At 63.3% G+C, this 18,050-nt stretch carries 14 protein-coding genes; 5 read left to right on the top strand and 9 right to left on the bottom strand.

The annotated features are described in order from the left end of the window. Nucleotides 1-37 precede the first annotated feature (37 nt). Both DM450_RS10100 and DM450_RS10095 read left to right on the top strand, forming a co-directional pair. Nucleotides 38-736, top strand: coding sequence for an alpha/beta fold hydrolase (locus DM450_RS10100; protein WP_370584580.1), 699 nt, complete (start codon nt 38-40; stop codon nt 734-736). 135 nt (nt 737-871) lie between these two features. Then, nucleotides 872-2,710, top strand: a complete 1,839-nt coding sequence (locus DM450_RS10095; RefSeq protein ID WP_142634503.1) for a M2 family metallopeptidase — start codon at nt 872-874, stop codon at nt 2,708-2,710. Nucleotides 2,711-2,879: 169 nt separating this feature from the next. Here DM450_RS10095 and DM450_RS10090 read toward each other — a convergent pair whose 3' ends face one another. The 7 genes from DM450_RS10090 to DM450_RS10060 all read right to left on the bottom strand — a co-directional run bounded on the left by DM450_RS10090 (nt 2,880) and on the right by DM450_RS10060 (nt 12,752). Next, nucleotides 2,880-3,281, bottom strand: a complete 402-nt coding sequence (locus DM450_RS10090; RefSeq protein WP_142634501.1) for a hypothetical protein — start codon at nt 3,279-3,281, stop codon at nt 2,880-2,882. Nucleotides 3,282-3,481: 200 nt separating this feature from the next. Further along, complete coding sequence (locus tag DM450_RS10085) at nt 3,482-6,307, bottom strand: TonB-dependent receptor (RefSeq protein WP_260609767.1); 2,826 nt, start codon at nt 6,305-6,307, stop codon at nt 3,482-3,484. Between the two features lie 455 nt (nt 6,308-6,762). Continuing rightward, nucleotides 6,763-8,193: an AMP nucleosidase gene (locus DM450_RS10080; protein ID WP_142634497.1), complete on the bottom strand. Its 1,431-nt coding sequence runs from the start codon at nt 8,191-8,193 to the stop codon at nt 6,763-6,765. Between the two features lie 371 nt (nt 8,194-8,564). Beyond that, nucleotides 8,565-9,161 carry a 50S ribosomal protein L9 gene (gene rplI, locus DM450_RS10075; protein WP_142634495.1) on the bottom strand — a complete coding sequence of 199 codons (597 nt, stop codon included), beginning with the start codon at nt 9,159-9,161 and terminating at the stop codon, nt 8,565-8,567. 14 nt (nt 9,162-9,175) lie between these two features. After that, a complete protein-coding gene (gene rpsR / locus DM450_RS10070; RefSeq protein WP_142634493.1) occupies nt 9,176-9,400 on the bottom strand; it encodes a 30S ribosomal protein S18 in 225 nt (74 codons plus the stop codon). A gap of 5 nt (nt 9,401-9,405) precedes the next feature. Further along, nucleotides 9,406-9,768: a 30S ribosomal protein S6 gene (rpsF, locus tag DM450_RS10065; protein ID WP_142634491.1), complete on the bottom strand. Its 363-nt coding sequence runs from the start codon at nt 9,766-9,768 to the stop codon at nt 9,406-9,408. A gap of 161 nt (nt 9,769-9,929) precedes the next feature. Continuing rightward, nucleotides 9,930-12,752 (bottom strand): DUF3857 domain-containing protein, encoded by a 2,823-nt coding sequence (locus tag DM450_RS10060; protein ID WP_142634489.1) that lies wholly within the window; start codon nt 12,750-12,752, stop codon nt 9,930-9,932. 111 nt (nt 12,753-12,863) lie between these two features. On the opposite strand from DM450_RS10060, the gene DM450_RS10055 reads away from it, so the two are divergent. Next, nucleotides 12,864-13,808, top strand: a complete 945-nt coding sequence (locus tag DM450_RS10055; protein ID WP_142634487.1) for a cupin-like domain-containing protein — start codon at nt 12,864-12,866, stop codon at nt 13,806-13,808. Nucleotides 13,809-13,811: 3 nt separating this feature from the next. Here the strand turns inward: DM450_RS10055 and DM450_RS10050 are convergent, their stop codons facing one another. Continuing rightward, the gene (locus DM450_RS10050) at nt 13,812-15,047 is read right to left on the bottom strand and encodes a polyhydroxyalkanoate depolymerase (protein ID WP_142634485.1); all 1,236 of its coding nucleotides are present in this window, start codon (nt 15,045-15,047) and stop codon (nt 13,812-13,814) included. A gap of 125 nt (nt 15,048-15,172) precedes the next feature. Here DM450_RS10050 and DM450_RS10045 point away from each other — a divergent pair, with 125 nt between their 5' ends. After that, complete coding sequence (locus DM450_RS10045) at nt 15,173-15,856, top strand: glutathione S-transferase (RefSeq protein ID WP_260609764.1); 684 nt, start codon at nt 15,173-15,175, stop codon at nt 15,854-15,856. Nucleotides 15,857-15,938: 82 nt separating this feature from the next. Here the strand turns inward: DM450_RS10045 and DM450_RS10040 are convergent, their stop codons facing one another. Further along, nucleotides 15,939-16,763 (bottom strand): flagellin, encoded by an 825-nt coding sequence (locus tag DM450_RS10040; protein ID WP_142634483.1) that lies wholly within the window; start codon nt 16,761-16,763, stop codon nt 15,939-15,941. A gap of 251 nt (nt 16,764-17,014) precedes the next feature. Between DM450_RS10040 and DM450_RS10035 the strand changes: the two genes are divergently transcribed. Next, nucleotides 17,015-17,962, top strand: a complete 948-nt coding sequence (locus tag DM450_RS10035) for a DUF808 domain-containing protein (RefSeq protein WP_142634481.1) — start codon at nt 17,015-17,017, stop codon at nt 17,960-17,962. The last annotated feature ends 88 nt before the right edge of the window (nt 17,963-18,050 follow it).

The following is an 18,050-nucleotide window of genomic DNA, read 5'->3' as shown; positions in this document are numbered from 1 at the left end:
CGAAGGTTATGCCGGCACGCGGCTGGCGGTGCATGTCATGGGCGATCACGGCGCGCGGCCGCTGCTGCTGCTGCACGGGCTGTTTTCCAGCGCGGACGTGAACTGGATCAAGTACGGCAATGCCAAGATCCTGGCCGATGCCGGGTTCGAGGTGTTCATGCCGGACTTGCGCGCCCACGGGCAGAGCGGCGCACCGCATGATGCCGAGGACTACCCGGGCGACGTGCTGGTGCGCGATCTTCAGGCGACGGTCGATCAGCTTGGCCTTTCCGACTTCGACCTTGGCGGCTTTTCGCTGGGTGCACGCACTTCGGTGCGCGGCGTGCTGGCGGGGCTCATGCCGCGCAAGCTGATCCTGGGCGGCATGGGCCTCACCGGCCTGTCCGGCTGGGCGCGGCGTTCGGCACATTTTGTGGATGCCATCGACCGTTTCGGCACGATCGAGCGCGGTGACAAGGCCTTCGTGGCGCAGGCTTTCATGAAGTCCATGAACATCGACCGGGTTGCGGCGCGTCTGCTGCTTCAGTCGGTGGACGATACCTCGGCGGACGCCATCGCGCAGATCGCCATGCCCACGCTCTGCGTCTGCGGCAAGGACGACCATGACAACGGCTCCGCGCCGGAACTGGCGGCGGCGCTGCCCGATGGGCACTATGTGGAGACGCCGGGCAATCACATGTCCTCGGTGACGTTCAAGGATATGGGCCGGGCCATGGCGGCGTTTCTGCTCGATTGAGGGGGGATTGCGCAAGCTTGTGCAATTGTGTGCCGGATGCGAAATAATCCGGCACCGCCCGCCCCGAAACGGTTGATCTGTCGGCAGGCCCGGCTAGTCTCCGGCGCCATCAGAATATACCAAGAGGGCACCCCCATGAAATTCGCATCCACCGCGCGTGCAGCGCTGGCCGCCGGGCTTTGCTTCGGCCTTGCGGTTCCAGCTTTTGCCGAGGAAGCCAAGGCAGACTATCCCGTGACCGCCGCCGGCGCCGCGCAGTTCATTGCCGATGCCGAAAAGGAGCTGTTCCCCGCCTCGGTGGACAATGCCCGCATCAACTGGGTGAATTACACCTACATCACCGACGATACCGACGCGCTGGCGGCGCAGTCGAACGCGGCGATTACCGAGAAGCAGGTGGCCTACGCGGTCGAGGCGGCCAAGTTTGCGAACATTCCGGGCCTTGATCCCGATGTCGCGCGCAAGCTCTCCATCCTGCGTCAGGGCATCGTCCTGCCGGCGCCGACCAAGCCCGGCGCGGCGGACGAACTGAGCACCATCTCCACCCGCCTTGCCTCCACGTACGGCAAGGGCCGCGGCACGCTGGACGGCAAGGAGATCAACGGCTCGGACATCGAGGCGGAGATGGGCAACCTTGCGCACACGCCGGCCGAATTCGCCGAGATGTGGACCAGCTGGCACAACAACGTCGGCGCGCCGATGAAGAACGACTATGTGAAGATGGTCGGCATCGCCAACGAGGGCGCCAAGGAACTCGGTTATGCCGACGTCGGCGCCATGTGGCGTTCGGGATACGACATGAGCCCCGAGCAGTTCTCGGCCGAGACGCAGCGCCTGTGGGAAGAAGTGAAGCCGCTCTACCTCGCGCTCCACACCTACGTCCGCCACAAGCTGAACGCAAAGTACGGCGATGCCGTGCAGCCCAAGACCGGTCCGATCCGCGCCGACCTGCTGGGCAACATGTGGTCGCAGGAGTGGGGCAACATCTACCCGCTGGTGGCGCCGGCCGGCGCGGGCGATCTGGGCTATGACATCGGCGCGCTGCTGAAGGCGAAGGGCAAGACCCCGCTCGACATGGTGAAATATGGCGAGGGCTTCTACTCCTCGCTTGGCTTCGCGCCGCTGCCGGAGACGTTCTGGAAGCGCTCGATGTTCGTGAAGCCCGCCGACCGCGAGGTGATCTGCCACGCGTCGGCCTGGGATGTCGACAACAAGGACGATGTGCGCATCAAGATGTGCACCAAGGTGAATTCGGAAGACTTCGTCACCATTCACCATGAGCTGGGCCACAACTACTACCAGCGCGCCTACAACCAGCAGCCCTACCTCTACCTCAACGGCGCCAACGACGGTTTCCATGAGGCGATCGGCGACTTCATCGCGCTGTCGATCACGCCGCAGTACCTCGTGCAGATCGGCCTGCTCGACAAGGACAAGGTGCCCAGCGCCGACAAGGACATCGGCCTGCTGCTGCGTCAGGCGATGGACAAGGTGGCGTTCCTGCCGTTCGGCCTGCTGATCGACCGCTATCGCTGGGGCATCTTCGACGGGTCTATCCAGCCTGCCGACTACAACAAGGCCTGGACCAAGATGCGCACGGACTATCAGGGCATCGTTCCGCCTTCGGCCCGCCCGGATGACGGCTTCGACGCCGGCGCCAAGTTCCACGTACCGGGCAACACGCCCTACACGCGCTACTTCCTGGCGCGCATCTTCCAGTTCCAGTTCTACGAAGCCGCGTGCAAGCAGGCCGGCTGGAAGGGCCCGCTTCACCGTTGCAGCTTCTACGGCAACAAGAAGGTGGGCGAGAACCTCGACCGCATGCTGAAGATGGGCATGTCGAAGCCCTGGCCCGAAGCGCTCAAGGCCTTCACCGGCAGCGACAAGCTGAGCGCGAAGCCGATGCTCGCTTACTTCGCGCCGCTCAAGAAGTGGCTGGACGAACAGAACAAGGGCGAGAAGGCCGGCTGGTAACGGCGGCCTTAGAGCAGTTCCCGATCCGATTGCATCGGATCAACTGCTCTAAGATTTTGGTTTTCCGCGTTTTCCGAGTCATCAGGTGATTTCACCTGATTAGAAAACGCTCTGGCCTGAAAAGGGAAGGGGGCTCTCCGCCGTGGGGTGGAGAGCCCCTTTTTCGTGTCTATCGAAGCTTGGGCATCCACGAAGGCCCGGTATCGCTGGCGGCGGCATTGGTGAGATTGCCGATCCAGAGGGACGGATGGCCGGAGCGCGGCAGGATGTGGCCCGAGAAGCGGAAGGTCACGAAGCGCGGATTTCCGGCCAGTACCTGGGTCAGCGCATCGTTGGCATCGCGCGAAAGCTCGAAGTGGTTGCGGCCGGTGTGATCGTCACATCCCGGCGCCTGGAGGGAGAAACCATCCACGCTGGAGACGAGCACCGCCTGGCCTTGCACGGGGCCAAATGAGGAACTGTTGACGTTCCAGCAGGAACCGAGATCGGCGGCGGGCTTCAGTTCCGAGCAGCCTGTGGCTGTCAGCAGAAGCAGGCTTGCAAGAGAAAATCCGGCACGGGCAGCTTTCATAAGCAGTCTTGTCCTCTTCCCAACTTACCGGCCGACTTTCGCGGCCTTCTTCTTGCGACGAGGATGACTTGCATTTGCCGGTCTTGCAACCGGGGAGTGGGCCGGTGCCGAACGATCCGAAACGCAGTGTCGGATACGGCAGACGAAAAAGGGAGCCGGTTTGACCCGGCTCCCTTCCCCGTGACGAAACGGTGTTTCGATCAGAAGTCCATCTTGATGCTCGTGAAGAACGTGCGGCCATAGACGTCGTAGGTCGTGGGGTAAGTGTTCGACTGTTCCTGGTTGTCGCCGAGGATCGGCGGCTTCTTGTCGAACATGTTGTTCATACCGATCGACCAGGTGAACCGCTTGGCGACGTCGATCGTCGCGGTCAGGTCGAAGTAGTCGTAGGCCTTGATCCTCTCGACTGCGTAAGGCGTCGAGTCGTCGTCGTCCTTGACCGACGATAGATGGCGCCAGGCCAGCGAGAGACCGTAGCCATCGGTTTGCCAGGTGGCACGGCCATTGAGACGCCACGATGCGTAGACGTTGCCGCAGTTCAGGCCGAACTTGCCCGCGCAATTGTAGACAATGTCCGGGATCGATGCGAGCGGGTGGAACGTCCAGTTCATCAGGTACGTGCCGGCGAGACGCAGGTTCAGCTTGCTCGCATTGTTCGCACCGAATGCCAGCGGGATCGAGTACTGGGCGTCGAAGTCGATGCCGTCCGTCTTCACGCCGCCCGAGTTGGCCAGCGTGTCGATGGCACCGGTGATCGTGCCTGAACTGTCACGCGGAAGCAGCGAGCAGGCGCTGCTGTCGTACGAGGTCCAGCCATTGTTCTCGTCGCCGTAGCATGCCGTCAGGATGCTGCCGACACCGGCCGAGGTGATGTAGTTGTCGATCTTGATGTGGTAATAGTCGACGGTGATCGACAGGCGGGGAAGGAACGAGGGCTGGAGCACCGCACCGAAGGTGTAGGTGTTCGCGGTTTCCTCGCGCAGGTCCGGATTGCCGCCGCTGTAGGTCTGGATCTGGCTGGCGCTGGCGTTGTAGTCCCCGCTGCCGACGGAGGCAGCCGGAACGCCATCGCGGACGCAGGCGTTGTAAAGGTTCTGGCTGAAGTCCGAAGAGCTCGAATTCGCGTACTTGGTCGAGCACGGGTCGGTTGCGCTGGGATAGCCCTCCGATTGCCCGGCGTAGAGATCGCTGACCGTCGGTGCACGCACCGCGCGCGAATACTGCGCACGCAGGCTGATGTCCTTGATCGGCGCATAGACCAGGCCTGCCGAGAAGGTGCCGACCGACTTTGCCGCCGTCGAGTAGTACGAGTAGCGGGCTGCACCGTTGAATTCGAGGCGGTTGACGAAGGGCTTGTCGGCGAGCAGCGGCACGTCGATTTCGGTGAAGAGTTCCTTCACGTTGTAGCCGCCCGAGGTCGGCTCGCTGCCGTTGAAGCCGACAACGTCACCCGAGGAGAGGAGTTCATCGGGATCGTAGCTGCCGTGTTCGTTACGGTATTCTCCGCCGAACACGATACCCGCTGGGCCGGCACCGAGATCGAACAGGTTGTTGTTCGTGATGACGCCGGAAACCACCTTTTCGGTGATCGTCGAGCGGTTGACCGTGTCGACTTCCAGGAAGTCCACCGCCGCCTGGCTCAGATTGCCTGCGCCGAAGATGTTGGCGGGGACGCAGCCGTTGCTGGTGTCGCTGCACACCAGGTTGCCATCGGCATCGTAGGTGGTCTTGAGCGCCTGTTCGAGGCGGCTGCGCGAGATGTTGCCGTATTGGTGTTCGGTCTGGCGGGTGCGGGCGTAGCTGCCGTAGACGTCATAGCTCCAGCCGCTGCCGATGTCGCCGCGGGCACCGAACACGCCGCGCAGGGCCTTGCTGTCCATCACCGAGATGCGGTCGCCCACTTCCGAAAGGCGGCGGTAGATGTTGGCGGTGGTGTAGCCGTCGCCATCGGTGTCGTAGCTTTGCAGCAGCGCCTGGCTGTCGGCCGAGAGGAACGAGGAATCGTTGTCGATCTCGAAGCTGCCGGTAACCGGGGTCGGTGCGAGCTGGTTCTTGACGCGGTTATGAACGTACTGGCCTTCGGTGTAGAAGGTCAGCGCATTGCTGACGTCAAAATGAGCCTGTCCGAAGAACAGCTTGCGGGTCTGGGGGACCTGCAGATAATTCTCGGAGGCGTAGTTGTAGGCGTCGGGCGACGTATAGTCGGAATAGCTGCCGCTCTCGTCGAACTTGTAGTTCTTGCCGCCGATGTTGAGGCGGGTCGAGGGGATGCTGGCCGATCCACCATTCGTGAGGTAGTAGTTGATGTCATCATCGCTGGCGTCGGTCTGCGTCGTGGCCGTGTACGACCGGGCGGACTGCTTGATCGCCTTGCGCTTGCTGTATTCGCCGTAAAGCGTGATGTTGCCGCGGCCATCGGCGAAGTTCTTGCCGACGAGCAGGCCGCCCGTCCACTGCGCACCGTCGCCGGAATCAGTCAGGCGGTAGTCGGCATTGGCCTGGACGCCTTCGAAGTCCTGCTTGGTGACGAAGTTGATGACACCGCTGATCGCGTCGGAACCGTAGACGGCAGACTTGCCGCCGGTCACCACGTCGGCGCGCTCGATCAGCGCGGTCGGGATGGTGTTGAGGTCGACGATCTGGTTGGTGTCATACGAGACGTAGCGGCGGCCGTTGACCAGCACCAGCGTGCGCTGGGCGCCAAGGCCGCGAAGGTCTGCCGTGGCAACGCCGCCGCCCGGGTTGTTCGAGGCGCCACCGGAACCGGGGAGAACCTGCGGCAGATCCTTCAGGATCGCTTCGATGTTCTGCTGGCCGGTGAGGGCGATCTCTTCCTTGCTCATCGCCATGATCGGCGCGGCCTGTTCGAGATTGGCATTGTGCAGACGCGAGCCCGTGACGACGATCGCTGCACCGCCAGAACTGTCGGCGGAAGAGTCGGAGGTGGAATCCGGGGCGGTTTCCTGGGCCTGAGCTGCGACCGGCAGACCCATGAGGAGCGTGGACGCCAGCAGAAGGCGCTTCATCTCGGTTTGCATTGATTACTCCCTATTGCGGATTCCGACGCGGGAGAGGGTGTGCGCGTCGAAATCAGGCCGCAGATGTGCGAGGGAGTCCCGCATTTGTCATGCAGGTTTAATAGTTATTGATGATTGATTCTGGTTAAGTTGTAGAACTGCCACAACTATTTCAATCATAGAAAAGAATATGAAATGAGTTTGAAACATCGTGAAATTTTAATGAAATTATGCGTATGCCTAATTTTTACTATTGATGTTGGTTCGGATATTGGACTCAATTTAAGATTTCAAGATAAAATTGCTCAAAATATCGTATATTTTGGAATATAATTACAATTCTGCGCGTATTTATGGGTTGGATGTGCGCGGTATCTGCGCAGGGCGTCAAAAAACCGCCACTTCCAAGGGAAAGTGGCGGTTCTGGAAGGTGTCGATGCGCCGCGCCGGCGGCGCGCAGTGGATCAGCGGAACGGCGGTTCGTTGAAGGCGCGCAGCTTACGGCTGTGCAGGCGCTCGCCTTCCGCACGCAGCAGGTCACAGGCCTGAAGGCCGATCTTGAGGTGGCTGGCGATCGCCTCCTCGTAGAAGCGGTTGGCCTGCCCCGGCAGCTTCAACTCGCCGTGGATCGGCTTGTCCGAGACGCAGAGCAGCGTGCCGTAGGGGACGCGGAAGCGATAGCCCTGGGCGCTGATCGTGGCGCTTTCCATGTCGATGCCGATGGCACGGCTGAGGCTGAAGCGGTGCGCGGATTCGGTGTAGCGCAGTTCCCAGTTGCGATCGTCGGTGGTGACGATGGTGCCGGTGCGCATGCGCTTCTTGAGGTTTGCGCCGCCTTCGCCGCTGACGGTTTCGGCTGCACTGGCGAGGGCCTGCTGCACTTCGGCAATTGCCGGCAGCGGGATCTCGGGCGGCAGCACGTGATCGAGCACGTGGTCGTCACGCAGATAGGCATGGGCGAGCACGTAGTCGCCGATGCGCTGGCCTTCGCGCAGCCCGCCGCAGTGGCCGATCATCAGCCAGACTTCCGGACGGATCACCGCGAGGTGGTCGGTGATGGTCTTGGCGTTGGACGGGCCGACGCCGATGTTGACCAGGGTGATGCCCGACTTGTCCGGACGGATCAGGTGGTAGGCGGGCATCTGGTGGCGGCGCCATGCGGTGTCGGACAGGCGCTCGCGGGCATTGTCGACTGGCGCGTCGAGGTAGAGGCCCCCGGCGCCGGAAAGTGCGGTGTACCCGTCCGTGCCGATCTGTTTGCCGGCCCAGTCCACGAACTCGTCCACGTAGCGGTGGTAGTTGGTGAAGAGGATGAAGCGCTGGCAGTGCTCGACGCTGGTGCCGGTGTAGTGCTGGAGGCGGGCCAGGCTGAAGTCGGTGCGAAGGCCGTCGAACAGGGCCAGCGGCAGCGGTTCGTCCTGGGGCTGCAGGAACACGCCGTCGGCGATTTCGTCACCGATCATGGCGAGTTCGGTGGTCGGGAAGTGCGCTGCCAGTTCCTGCGGAGTCACGCTACCCATGCCGATGCCGTCAAGCACGTAGGGGAAGGGAATCTCCTGCGCGGAGCGGCTGACCTCGATCTCGACCTCGTAATCCTCGTGGAGCAGGCCGAGCTGTTCGTTGAGGTAATCCGCGAAGAGGCGCGGGCGGGTGATCGTGGTGACGTAAGTGCCTGCGTCGTTCAGGCGGCCGAACGAGCGGCTGTAAAGCGAGCCGCGCTCGACACCTTTGTAGGTGATGCGCAGTTCCGGATAGCACCATGCGTGCGTCTCTCGGCGTTCGGGCGGGGGAAGGGTGCCGTGCTCGACAAAGGCGGCAATGTCGGCCTTCAGGGTGGTGACGGCGGTTTCGTAGACGCGGACCAGTTCCGCGACGGTGCTTTCTATCGTTTCCATCTCCCACACTTACGCGATTCGTGTTGCAGTGCAATAGTCACAGCGCACGTTCGCGGGCGAGTTAAGAGAACGTCTTGCCATTGCCAGGCCGGGCTTCGTCCATCTGCAGGAAACGGAGGGCGCGGGGACGACACGGTCGGCGTCGATAAGGCGCGTTCCACCAGCATGCCCATGCAGGCCGCTTCAGCCAGTGAAAGCTCGGCGGCATGGACCTCGACAAGGCCGCGCGGAGCCGGGCGTCCTTGGCATATCCCTGGCGCCAGTCGCTCCGGGTGTTGGTCATCATCGAGCGTGCGGGCAAGAGAAAAGCCCTCGCTCCACAGGGGAGCGAGGGCTTTTCCGAAACGCTTTGGTCAAGCGGAAGGGGAAGCTCAGGCTTCCTCTTCGCCTTCCACTTCAGCTTCTTCAATCGCGATTTCGCCGGGTTCGGCATTCGGGTCGTAAGCTTCGGTGAAGCCCGAGACGTCCTGTTCGAACATCGCGGCCATGACGTCGACGCCCTGCGACTGCAGGTCGGCTTCGTCAGCCGAGCGCGCCACGTTCACCTTGACGGTGACGGCGACTTCGGGGTGCAGGTTCACGCGAACGTCGAACACGCCGATGGTCTTGATCGGGCGTTCGAGCACGATCATGTTCTTGGCAACGCCAGCGCCCTGTTCGTTGAGGGCGTCGACGATGTCGCGAACCGAAACCGAACCGTAAAGCTGGCCCGAGTTCGACGAGGCGCGGATCAGGACGACCTGCTTGCCTTCGACGTTGCCCGACTGGGCTTCGGCCGACGAGCGACGCTCGGCGTTGTCAGCTTCGATCTTCGCGCGGTTGGCTTCGAAGACCTGCTTGTTCTTTTCGTTGGCGCGCAGCGCCTTCTTGTTCGGCAGCAGGTAGTTGCGTGCGAAACCGTCCTTGACGGAAACGACGTCACCGATGTTGCCGAGCTTCTCGACGCGTTCGAGGAGGATGATATCCATGAGGTTCGTCCCCCTTACTTGACGATGAAGGGCAGGAGGCCGATGTGCCGGGCGCGCTTGATTGCCTGGCTCAGCTCACGCTGCTTCTTTGCGGAAACCGCGGTGATGCGGCTCGGAACGATCTTGCCACGCTCGGACATGAAGCCCTGGAGCAGACGGACGTCCTTGTAGTCGATGACCGGGGCGTTCTTGCCCGAGAAGGGGCACGACTTGCGGCGACGGAAGAATGCACGTGCCATGGAAATCAGTTCCCTTCACGTTCGCGACGGCGGCTACGCTCGCGGTCGGTCTTGCGCATCATGACCGACGGACCAGCTTCGTGCTCGTCGACGCGAATGGTCACATAGCGGATGATGTCTTCGTTGATCTGGGTCTGACGCTCGAGCTCGGCGACGACGTCGCCCGAAGCTTCGATGTTCAGCATCACGAAGTGCGCCTTGCGGTTGCGCTTGATCTTGTACGCGAGATTCTTGAGGCCCCAGGTCTCGGTCTTGGTGACCTTGCCCTGGTTCGACTCGACGATCTCGGTGGCGGCGGCGGCAAGCGCGTCGACTTGCGCCTGGCTGAGGTCCTGGCGTGCCAGGAACACGTGCTCATAAAGAGCCACGGCAGCTTCCTTTTCTCAATCTAACCGATCGCTGGCTTGTCCGCGGGATTGCGGGGCCCCTCCGGCTTTCGTCCTTTCCGGCTTACTTGCGTGAAGACGGAAGGCGCGCCCTTATGCCCGGCGTGCCGCAATTGCAAGCATGAACTGGATCATTGTATCCGTCAGGGCTTGATGCCGAGCTTCGTGTAGAGGGCGTCGACCCCCGGGTCGAGGCGGCGGGCGAGGGCGATCTCGCTCTTGCTTTCCGAGGCGCGGCCGAGGTGAGCAAGGACAACGCCGCGCATGTAGCGGCTTTCTGCCTGAGTAGGCGCTTCACGAATGACCGCGTCGAGATCGTGGAGGGCATCGTCAAAGCGGCCGAGGCGGAACCATACGACGGCGCGGCTGTCGAGCGGGCCTGTCGGACTGGCTGCAAGTTCCACCGCGCTTGAGCACTGGCGCACGGCGGCTTCCACGTCGATCCCGCGCATGCCTCTGATCCAGCAGGCGAGGTTGAGCAGGTCCGGGCTCTGGGGTCGCTGGGTCATGAGTGTGTCGAGCATCGACAGCGCTTCGGTCGGATCGGCGTAAAGGCCGATCTTCTCGACCTTGGCCATTTCCCAGAAACGCTTCCCGTCGCCGCCGAGCGCGATCTTTTCATCCAGCAGGCTGCGGGCGTCGTCGGTCTTGCCGTCCTCGATCAGCAGGGTTGCGACGAGATCGGCTGCCGGATCCGAGGAAGGATCGAGTTCTTGTGCCTTGCGGGCATCGGCCATCGCCGCGACCCGGTCGCCAAGGGCCCGGTTGGTGCGGGCGCGGTCGAAGTAGGAATCGGCGTCGTCGGAAAGCGTGATCGCGCGGGTCAGGTCGTCGCGGGCGCCCTTGTAGTCACCGATGCCGCGCCTCAGGCTGGCCCTGGCGAGCCACGGCTGCGCTTCGGGTTCCTTGACGGCCATGGTCTTGGCGAAAACGGCGTTGATCCCGGCCATTTGCGTGGAGCTGCTGGCGGCGCTTGAAAGATCCCATCGGCGCGTGGCTTCGGCGGGGGCGAGCACTTGCGGTATCTGCGCCTGTGCCTTGGCAAGCAGGGCGCGGTCGGCACTGATGCGGGCGGCAGGCACTTCCATGCCGGTGGCGTCCTGCCGCTCGTCATAAGTGAACACACCGCCGGCAAGACTGGCCTTGCCCGCGAAGTGCGCCCCGCCGACGGAGGTGTCGAAACTCGGCGTGCCTTCCAGCGTGTACCCCTTGCCGGCGTCGGGCAGCTTGACCGTCACGTGGTAGACGACGCTGAACGGTTGCTGCGTGGCGACCGGGATCTCGCGCCACTCGGCGCGGGCGCGGTCCGGCGCAAAAGCGAAGTTCCCAAGCAGGCTTCGCACCCGGCGCTGCATCAAGCGGTCGCGCGGGCTCCATCCCGTGGTGAGGATGCCGCGGCCTTTCAGTACGGTGGTGGCCGTCTCGGTCGAGGTTTCGATAGCGACGTCGGTGTACAGACCTTCACCGAGCAGGTTCGTGAGTTGTCCGCGCACCATCTCGTCGCGTTGCTCGGCGTCGAGTGTATTGACCGCAAGGCCGGTGCCGAGTGCGCTCGGCCCGTGCATGGTGATTCTGGCGGTGATCACTGCCGGCAGGTCGAGGCTGGTGCTTTCGTCGTAATCGATGGCCATTTCCAGCGTCGGGCGGGCGTTGGCGTGTGTCTCGATCAGTTCCGGTTCGGCGCCGCCGCTGCGCAGCGGCAGGACGTAGCCGAGGTCGGGCGTGTCATGGATGTCCTCGATCCGCGCGCCGATGCCGGTGCCGTCGAGCCAGAGGTTCTGTCCGGCCAATTTTGCGCGGACCAGCACATGGTCGAACACGGCGGCGCTGGGGAGGTGGCGCGGCAGGTCGAAGGCACCGCCGCTGGCATTGGCGGTGACCGCTTCGGCTTCGATTCCCAGCCGGTCCAGCAGGGCCAGCAGCAACAGGGTCTTGGCCTTGCAGTCGCCATACCGCAGTTGCCAGGTTTCCTCTGGCTTCTGCGGCGTATAGTTGCCGCCGTTCATCGACACGGCGAGATAGCGCACCTTGTCCTGCACCAGTTGCAGCGCAGCTTGCGTGCGGGTGAGCGGATCGGTGGAAGCGGCGGCGATGCGGTCTGCCTCTGCCGCGAGCGGGGTGCCGTCCGCGATCAGGCCCCTGGCCGCGTAGAGCGGGGCGAAAGTGCGCGAAACGTCGGCCCAGTCCTTGAAGGTGGAGAATTCGAACACGGTCAGCGGGCGGAAGCGGGCGGGCGCGTCAGCGGGCATTTCCGGCTGCTTGGCGAGCGGCAGGGGCAGTTCGAGTTCCATCGTGTCGCCCCGGCGCACCGGGGTGGCGGAAACGTCCTTGGCCAGCACCTGCCACTTTGCATTTTCGGCAACCGGCCAGATCGCACGCAGGCGGGCCGAGCCGATCCGCAGCGGCCGCGCGGGCAGGCCGACGACGCTCTGCACCCTTTCGCCCAGCACCTTGTCGTGCTGGGTGATCGAATAGCGCAGGCGGAAGGTATCCCCCACGCGCAGGCCCTGAATCGCCGCTGTTGCGCTCAGCACGCCGTTGAGCTGGCGCTGTTCCAGCATTTCCTCGCGCCGCAGAACGTCCAGCTTCATGCCGCCCTTGACGAGGTCGATCGTCTCGCCGTCGCGGATGATGGCAATCTCGTGGATGATGAGATCGCCCTGATCGGGAGACCACTGTGCGCCCACGGTCGAGAACTGGGCCAGCATTTCCGCCGAGGTGATCCGCATGGCGGTGTCGAGATAGCGCCAGACCTGCCCGCCCTCGACCTTCTGCTGCGAATCGAACACGGAGAACGGCGGCGCGTCGGTGGCGGGCGAAGCGCCCGTGACAGGGGGAAGCGCGGCGATCTTCACCCACGCTGGCGAGGGTTGGTAAAGGATCGTCTCGCCGGCGAAAGCCGGATGCGGAACAGACATGACGATGGCGCAGGCCAGTGCGGCCCGCGAGACTTTGCCCAGATACACCTGAATTCCCCCGGTTCGAATGCCAAGAGTGTTAAGCCATTGCCATCGCGGTGCAATAGCGCTCTGCAAGGTGACAGGTCTTTTAATCCGGCCATTCGGAGCCTTGGGAGCATGAGTGTGGCAGGTGGGAACGAAAAACTGGATGCGGCGCTGCGAGCCATGGGCCTGGGAGGGCTTGATGCACCGCGCCCTTACACCGGCGGGCCACGTGCGTCCGCGCCGCCTGTTGGCCTGCCCGACGCGGTGACGGCGGCGCGCCGGGACTGGATCCTGCAGGTGCAGGAGCGCCAGCGCGGTCTATCCATGCAGGCGAGCGCGCTGATGCGTTGCCGCGATCTGCCTGGGCAGGCCTTCCTCGACCATTTCTACGCCCCGGCGCGTCCGGTGGTGATCGAGGGGGCGATAGCCGACTGGCCGGCTTTGGCCAGTTGGACGCCGGACTATCTCGTCCGCAAGGTCGGCAGCGCGCAGGTCGAGTATCAGGGCGGGCGGGAAGGCGCGGAGGACTTCGAACTCGCCAAGGATCGCCACAAGCGGCGCATGGCATTCGATGCCTTCATCGCGATGGTCGCCGATGGCGCGGGCAACGATGCCTACATCACGGCGTATAACAGCGCGACCAATGCCTCGGCCTTTGCGCCGCTGATGGCCGATGTGGCGCCGGTCTCGGCCTATCTGACCCCAGAGCCCGGAATGCTCTGGGTCGGGCCGGCCGGCACGTTCACGCCGCTTCACTTCGATCTGACCAACAACCTGCTGATCCAGATCACCGGGCGCAAGCATGTGCGCATGGTGCCGCCGTCACAGACACGGCTGCTGTACAACCACCGTCACGTGTTCAGCGCGGTGCACGACCTCGACGATCCTGCGCGCCTTGCTGCCTATCCACTGGCGCAGCAGGTGGCGAGCTATGACGTGACGTTGGAGCCGGGGGACATGCTCTACATCCCGATCGGCTGGTGGCATCAGGTGCGTTCGCTGGAGTTCAGCGTGATGATGACTTGCACGAACTTCCTCTGGCCGAACCTGGGGCACGAGGAGTTTCCGGAAGGATAGCGTTCAGTTCACCGCGAGGACCAGGTTGTGGACTTGCGGATAGACCTGGTTTTCCCAGCGTGATCCGGCGAACAGCCCGTAATGGCCGACACCGGGTTGCAGATGGTGGCGTTTCAGGTGCGGGCGCAGGCTGGAGCAGAGGAAGTGGGCTGCGGCCGTCTGGCCGACGGCGCAGATATCGTCGCGTTCGCCCTCGACGGTGAGCAGCGCGGTCTTGCGGATCGCGCCGCAGTCCACCTTGCGGCCCCGGTGTTCGAGCTCGCCCTTGGCCAGCAGCGCGCGCTGGAACACTTTGTCGATGGTTTCGAGATAGAATTCGGCGGTGAGGTCGAGCACGGCGAGATATTCCTCGTAGAACGTCTCGATCTTTTCGGCATCGGCCTTCCGGTCGTCCGCAAGCGATTGGTAGAGCTTGCGGAACTGGCCGAAGTGGCGGCCCATGTTCATCGACATGAAGGCGGTGAGCTGGATGAAGCCGGGGTAGACCTTGCGGCCGCCGCCCTTGTGGCGCCACGGCACTTCGTGAATCATCTGGTTCTCGAACCAGGCGAAGGGATGCTCGGTCGCCAGTTCGTTGACGGTCGTCGGGCTTTCACGGGTGTCGATCGGGCCGCCCATGAGTGTCATGGAGCGTGGCTGGCAGGGATCGTCGTCCTGCGCCATCAGCGCCACGGCCGCCAGCACCGGCACGCAGGGCTGGCAGACCGCAAGCACGTGGGCGCCGCGCCGTTCCGCCGGATCGCCGAGATCCTGCAGGAAATGGATCACGTAGTCGATGAAATCGTCAAACCCGAAATCTCCGGCGCTGAGCGGAATGTCGCGGGCGTTCTTCCAGTCGGTGATGTAGACGTCGTGATCGCGCAGCAGCGTGAATACGGTGTCGCGCAGCAAGGTCGAGTAGTGACCGGACAAGGGCGCCACGACCAGCATCTTGGGTTGCGGCACTGCAACATCGTCTTTCGCGAAGTGCAGAAGATTGCCGAAAGGCATGTCGACCACGATTTCCTCGCGCACCGGGACCTCGCGGTTTCCGGTCATCACCGAGGTGATGCCGTAAGCCGGGCGCTTGTGTGTGATCGTGGCTTTCTCGAACGTTTCGGCAAGCGCGAAGAAGCGGCGCATCCAGGGCATTTCGTGGGCGCCGCCAAAATAATCGTCCCGCATGGCCACGGTCTTGCGAGCGGCCCAGCGCGGTAGTTCCAGCAGGTCCGAATAAGCCTGGTACGCCTGGTAGAGCATGCGCGATCTGTTCCCTGCGGCAATCCGATGCGCGATTCGCCGGAGCGGCTCATTCGGCGCTGGATTCATGCTGCGCTGCATCATAAGCTGATGCAAGCAAAAGCACACTTAATGCGGAGACGGCAGTGAGCGAGTCGGCGGTGGACAAGTCGAAGGCGGGCGGAGCCAGGCTGACGATTTCGAGCAAGACTTACTCGGCCTGGTCGCTGCGGGGATGGCTGCTGTGTCGTCTGGCCGGGCTCGACGTCGAGGAACAGGCCGTCGTCAACGATGCGGCGAACCGGCGGGAACTGCTATTGCTGTCGCCTTCGGTGCTGGTGCCGCGGCTCGATCACGACGGCGCCAGTGTCTGGGATACGCTGGCCATTGCCGAATATCTCAACGAGAAGTTCCCTGAGGCGGGAATGTTGCCTGCCGATCCCATCGCGCGGGCGCACTGCCGGTCGGTTTCGGGGGAAATCCACTCCGGCTTCACGAACTTGCGCTCCGCGCTGCCGATGAACCTCAAGGTCACGCATGAGAGCTTTCCGATCTTTTCGGGCGCGCGGCCGGACATCGAGCGGATCGAGGCGATCTGGACGGAATGCCTCGATACTTATGGCGGACCTTACCTGTTCGGCACCCGGCCGACGGTGGCCGATGCCATGTATGCGCCGGTCACCCGGCGTTTTCTCAGCTATGCCGTGCCGATGAACGAGAAGATCCGGGCCTATTGCCAGGCCATTACGGCCTGGGCGCCGATGGCGGAATGGCTCGCTGCGGCGGTTGAGGAACCCGAGGACATCGAGGAACTCGACGTCGAGTTCTGAGCGGCCCGGCATGAAATTGACCCGGCGGGCATGGCGCCCGCCGGGTGCTTTCGGGACCTCGTGAGGCCTCGCTGGGGATGGTTCAGCGCAGCAGGGTCAGGACATTCTGCTGGGCCTGATTGGCTTGGGCGATCATCGCCGTCGACGCTTGCGAAAGGATCTGTGCCTTCGCCATTTGCGTCGTTTCGTACGAGTAGTCGGCGTCTTCGATCCGCGAGCGGGCGTCGGACAGGTTGGTGACGTTGCTGGTAAGGTTGTTCACCGCCGATTCCAGCCGGTTCTGTCCTGCGCCGAGCGAGGCGCGGCAGGCATTCACTTCGACCAGGGCGTCGTCGACGTTGTCGAGCGTAGTCGAGGCGGCGGTGCTGGTCGATACGTCGAGCGCGGTGGCATCGATGTTGGTGCCGTCAATGGCGATCGAGGTCAGCGTGACCTTTTCACCGGAGTTCGCACCGGTCTGGATGTCGAAGCTGACGTCCGATCCCGACGTGGTCGAGAACAGTGCGTTGCCGTTGAAGGTGGTGTTGGTGAGTATGGCGTCGATCTGGTCGGTCAGCGCGGTGACTTCCTGCTGCATCGCATCGCGGTCGGCGTTCTGATAGGTGCCGGAAGCCGACTGGATCGCCAGTTCGCGAACCCGCTGCAGCATGTTGGAGACTTCGTCGAGAGCGCCATCGGCGGTCTGGGCGAGCGAAATGCCGTCGTTGGCGTTGCGGATGCCCTGGCTCATGCCGCGGATCTGCGAGCTCATCGAGGTGGAGATGGCGAGACCTGCCGCATCGTCCTTGGCGGAGTTGATGCGCTTGCCGGTGGAAAGGCGTTCCATGGCAATGCCAAGCGTCTTGTTGGCGGCAATGGAGGCGTTCGAGGCGCGGATGGCGCTGATGTTGGTGTTGATGACAGCCATGATAATTCCCCAGTTTCAATAATTTGGAGGGTTCCGATCGTGGCATCCTCCGGACAGGGCTCAGAACGGTTGGCATGCCGGGGCATTAAGGGGAGGGGCTTGAAGGCTGGTCGCAGTGACCGGAAATCCAGCCGGGGAACCGCTACAAGTTCCTTTGTTCATGAGGATTTTGCGGGAATTGCTTGATCGCCGAAAAATTCCCCCGCATGGCATGGGCCATTCGTTTCCATGATCAAAGGATAGTATTTCCGATGCCTTCCGGCCTCGTCGCCCTGCTTGATGACGTTGCGGTGATCGCGCGTGCCGCAGCCGCTTCGCTCGATGATGTCGGCATGGGGGTCGCCAAGGCCGGTAGCAAGGCTGCCGGCGTGGTGATCGACGATGCCGCGGTGACGCCCGGCTATGTCACCGACTTTACGCCTGAGCGCGAACTGCCGATCATCTGGAAGATCACCAAGGGCAGCCTGTTCAACAAGCTGGTCATCCTGCTGCCGATCGCGCTGGTGCTGAGCGCGTTCCTGCCCTGGCTGATCACGCCGATCCTGATGCTGGGCGGCAGCTACCTGGCCTTTGAGGGCGCCGAGAAGGTGATCGAGAAGTTGGGGGGCGCCCACCACGGCGCAACGCTGGAAGACCCGGTGAGCGACGTGGCTGTCTTCGAGCAGGCCCGCGTTTCCGGCGCGATCCGTACCGACTTGATCCTCTCGGCCGAGATCATGGCTATCGCCCTCTCGCAAGTCGCCGACAGCGGTTTGCTCACCCGAGCGGTGGCGCTGGCGCTGGTCGGTATCCTGATAACCGTCGGCGTCTACGGGGCGGTGGCCCTGATCGTGAAGATGGATGACATCGGCCTGCACCTCGCGAAGAAGCAGGGCAAGGGCACGCAGGCCTTTGGGCGCATGCTGGTTAACGGCATGCCCAAGGTGCTGACGGTGCTGGCCTCGGTGGGGACGCTGGCGATGCTGTGGGTTGGCGGCGGCATCATCCTGCACGGTTTGGAAGAACTCGGCGTTCCCGCCCCGGCGCATCTGGCGCATGGTTTCGAGCATTGGCTTGCCGCGCTGACCGGACCGCTGGGCAGCGTTGTGGGATGGATCGGCTACGCGTTTGCTTCGGCCGTTGTGGGCCTGGTGCTGGGCACGGTGATCGCGGTGCTGGTGCATGCCATAGGCAAGCTGCGCGGAGCGCCTTCGCACTGATCTGGAAGCGCTCGGGCACAGCGTTCCGGCCCGCAGGACCTGCGGGCCGGTGCTATATTTGCTTTACCGTGTGGCTCCCGGCAAGGCG

This window comes from Sphingomonas sp. IC081 (assembly GCF_006874585.1).
GTDB lineage: Bacteria > Pseudomonadota > Alphaproteobacteria > Sphingomonadales > Sphingomonadaceae > Novosphingobium.
The sequence above is the reverse complement of the archived record's forward strand: the minus strand, read 5'-3'. Positions and strand labels throughout refer to the sequence as shown.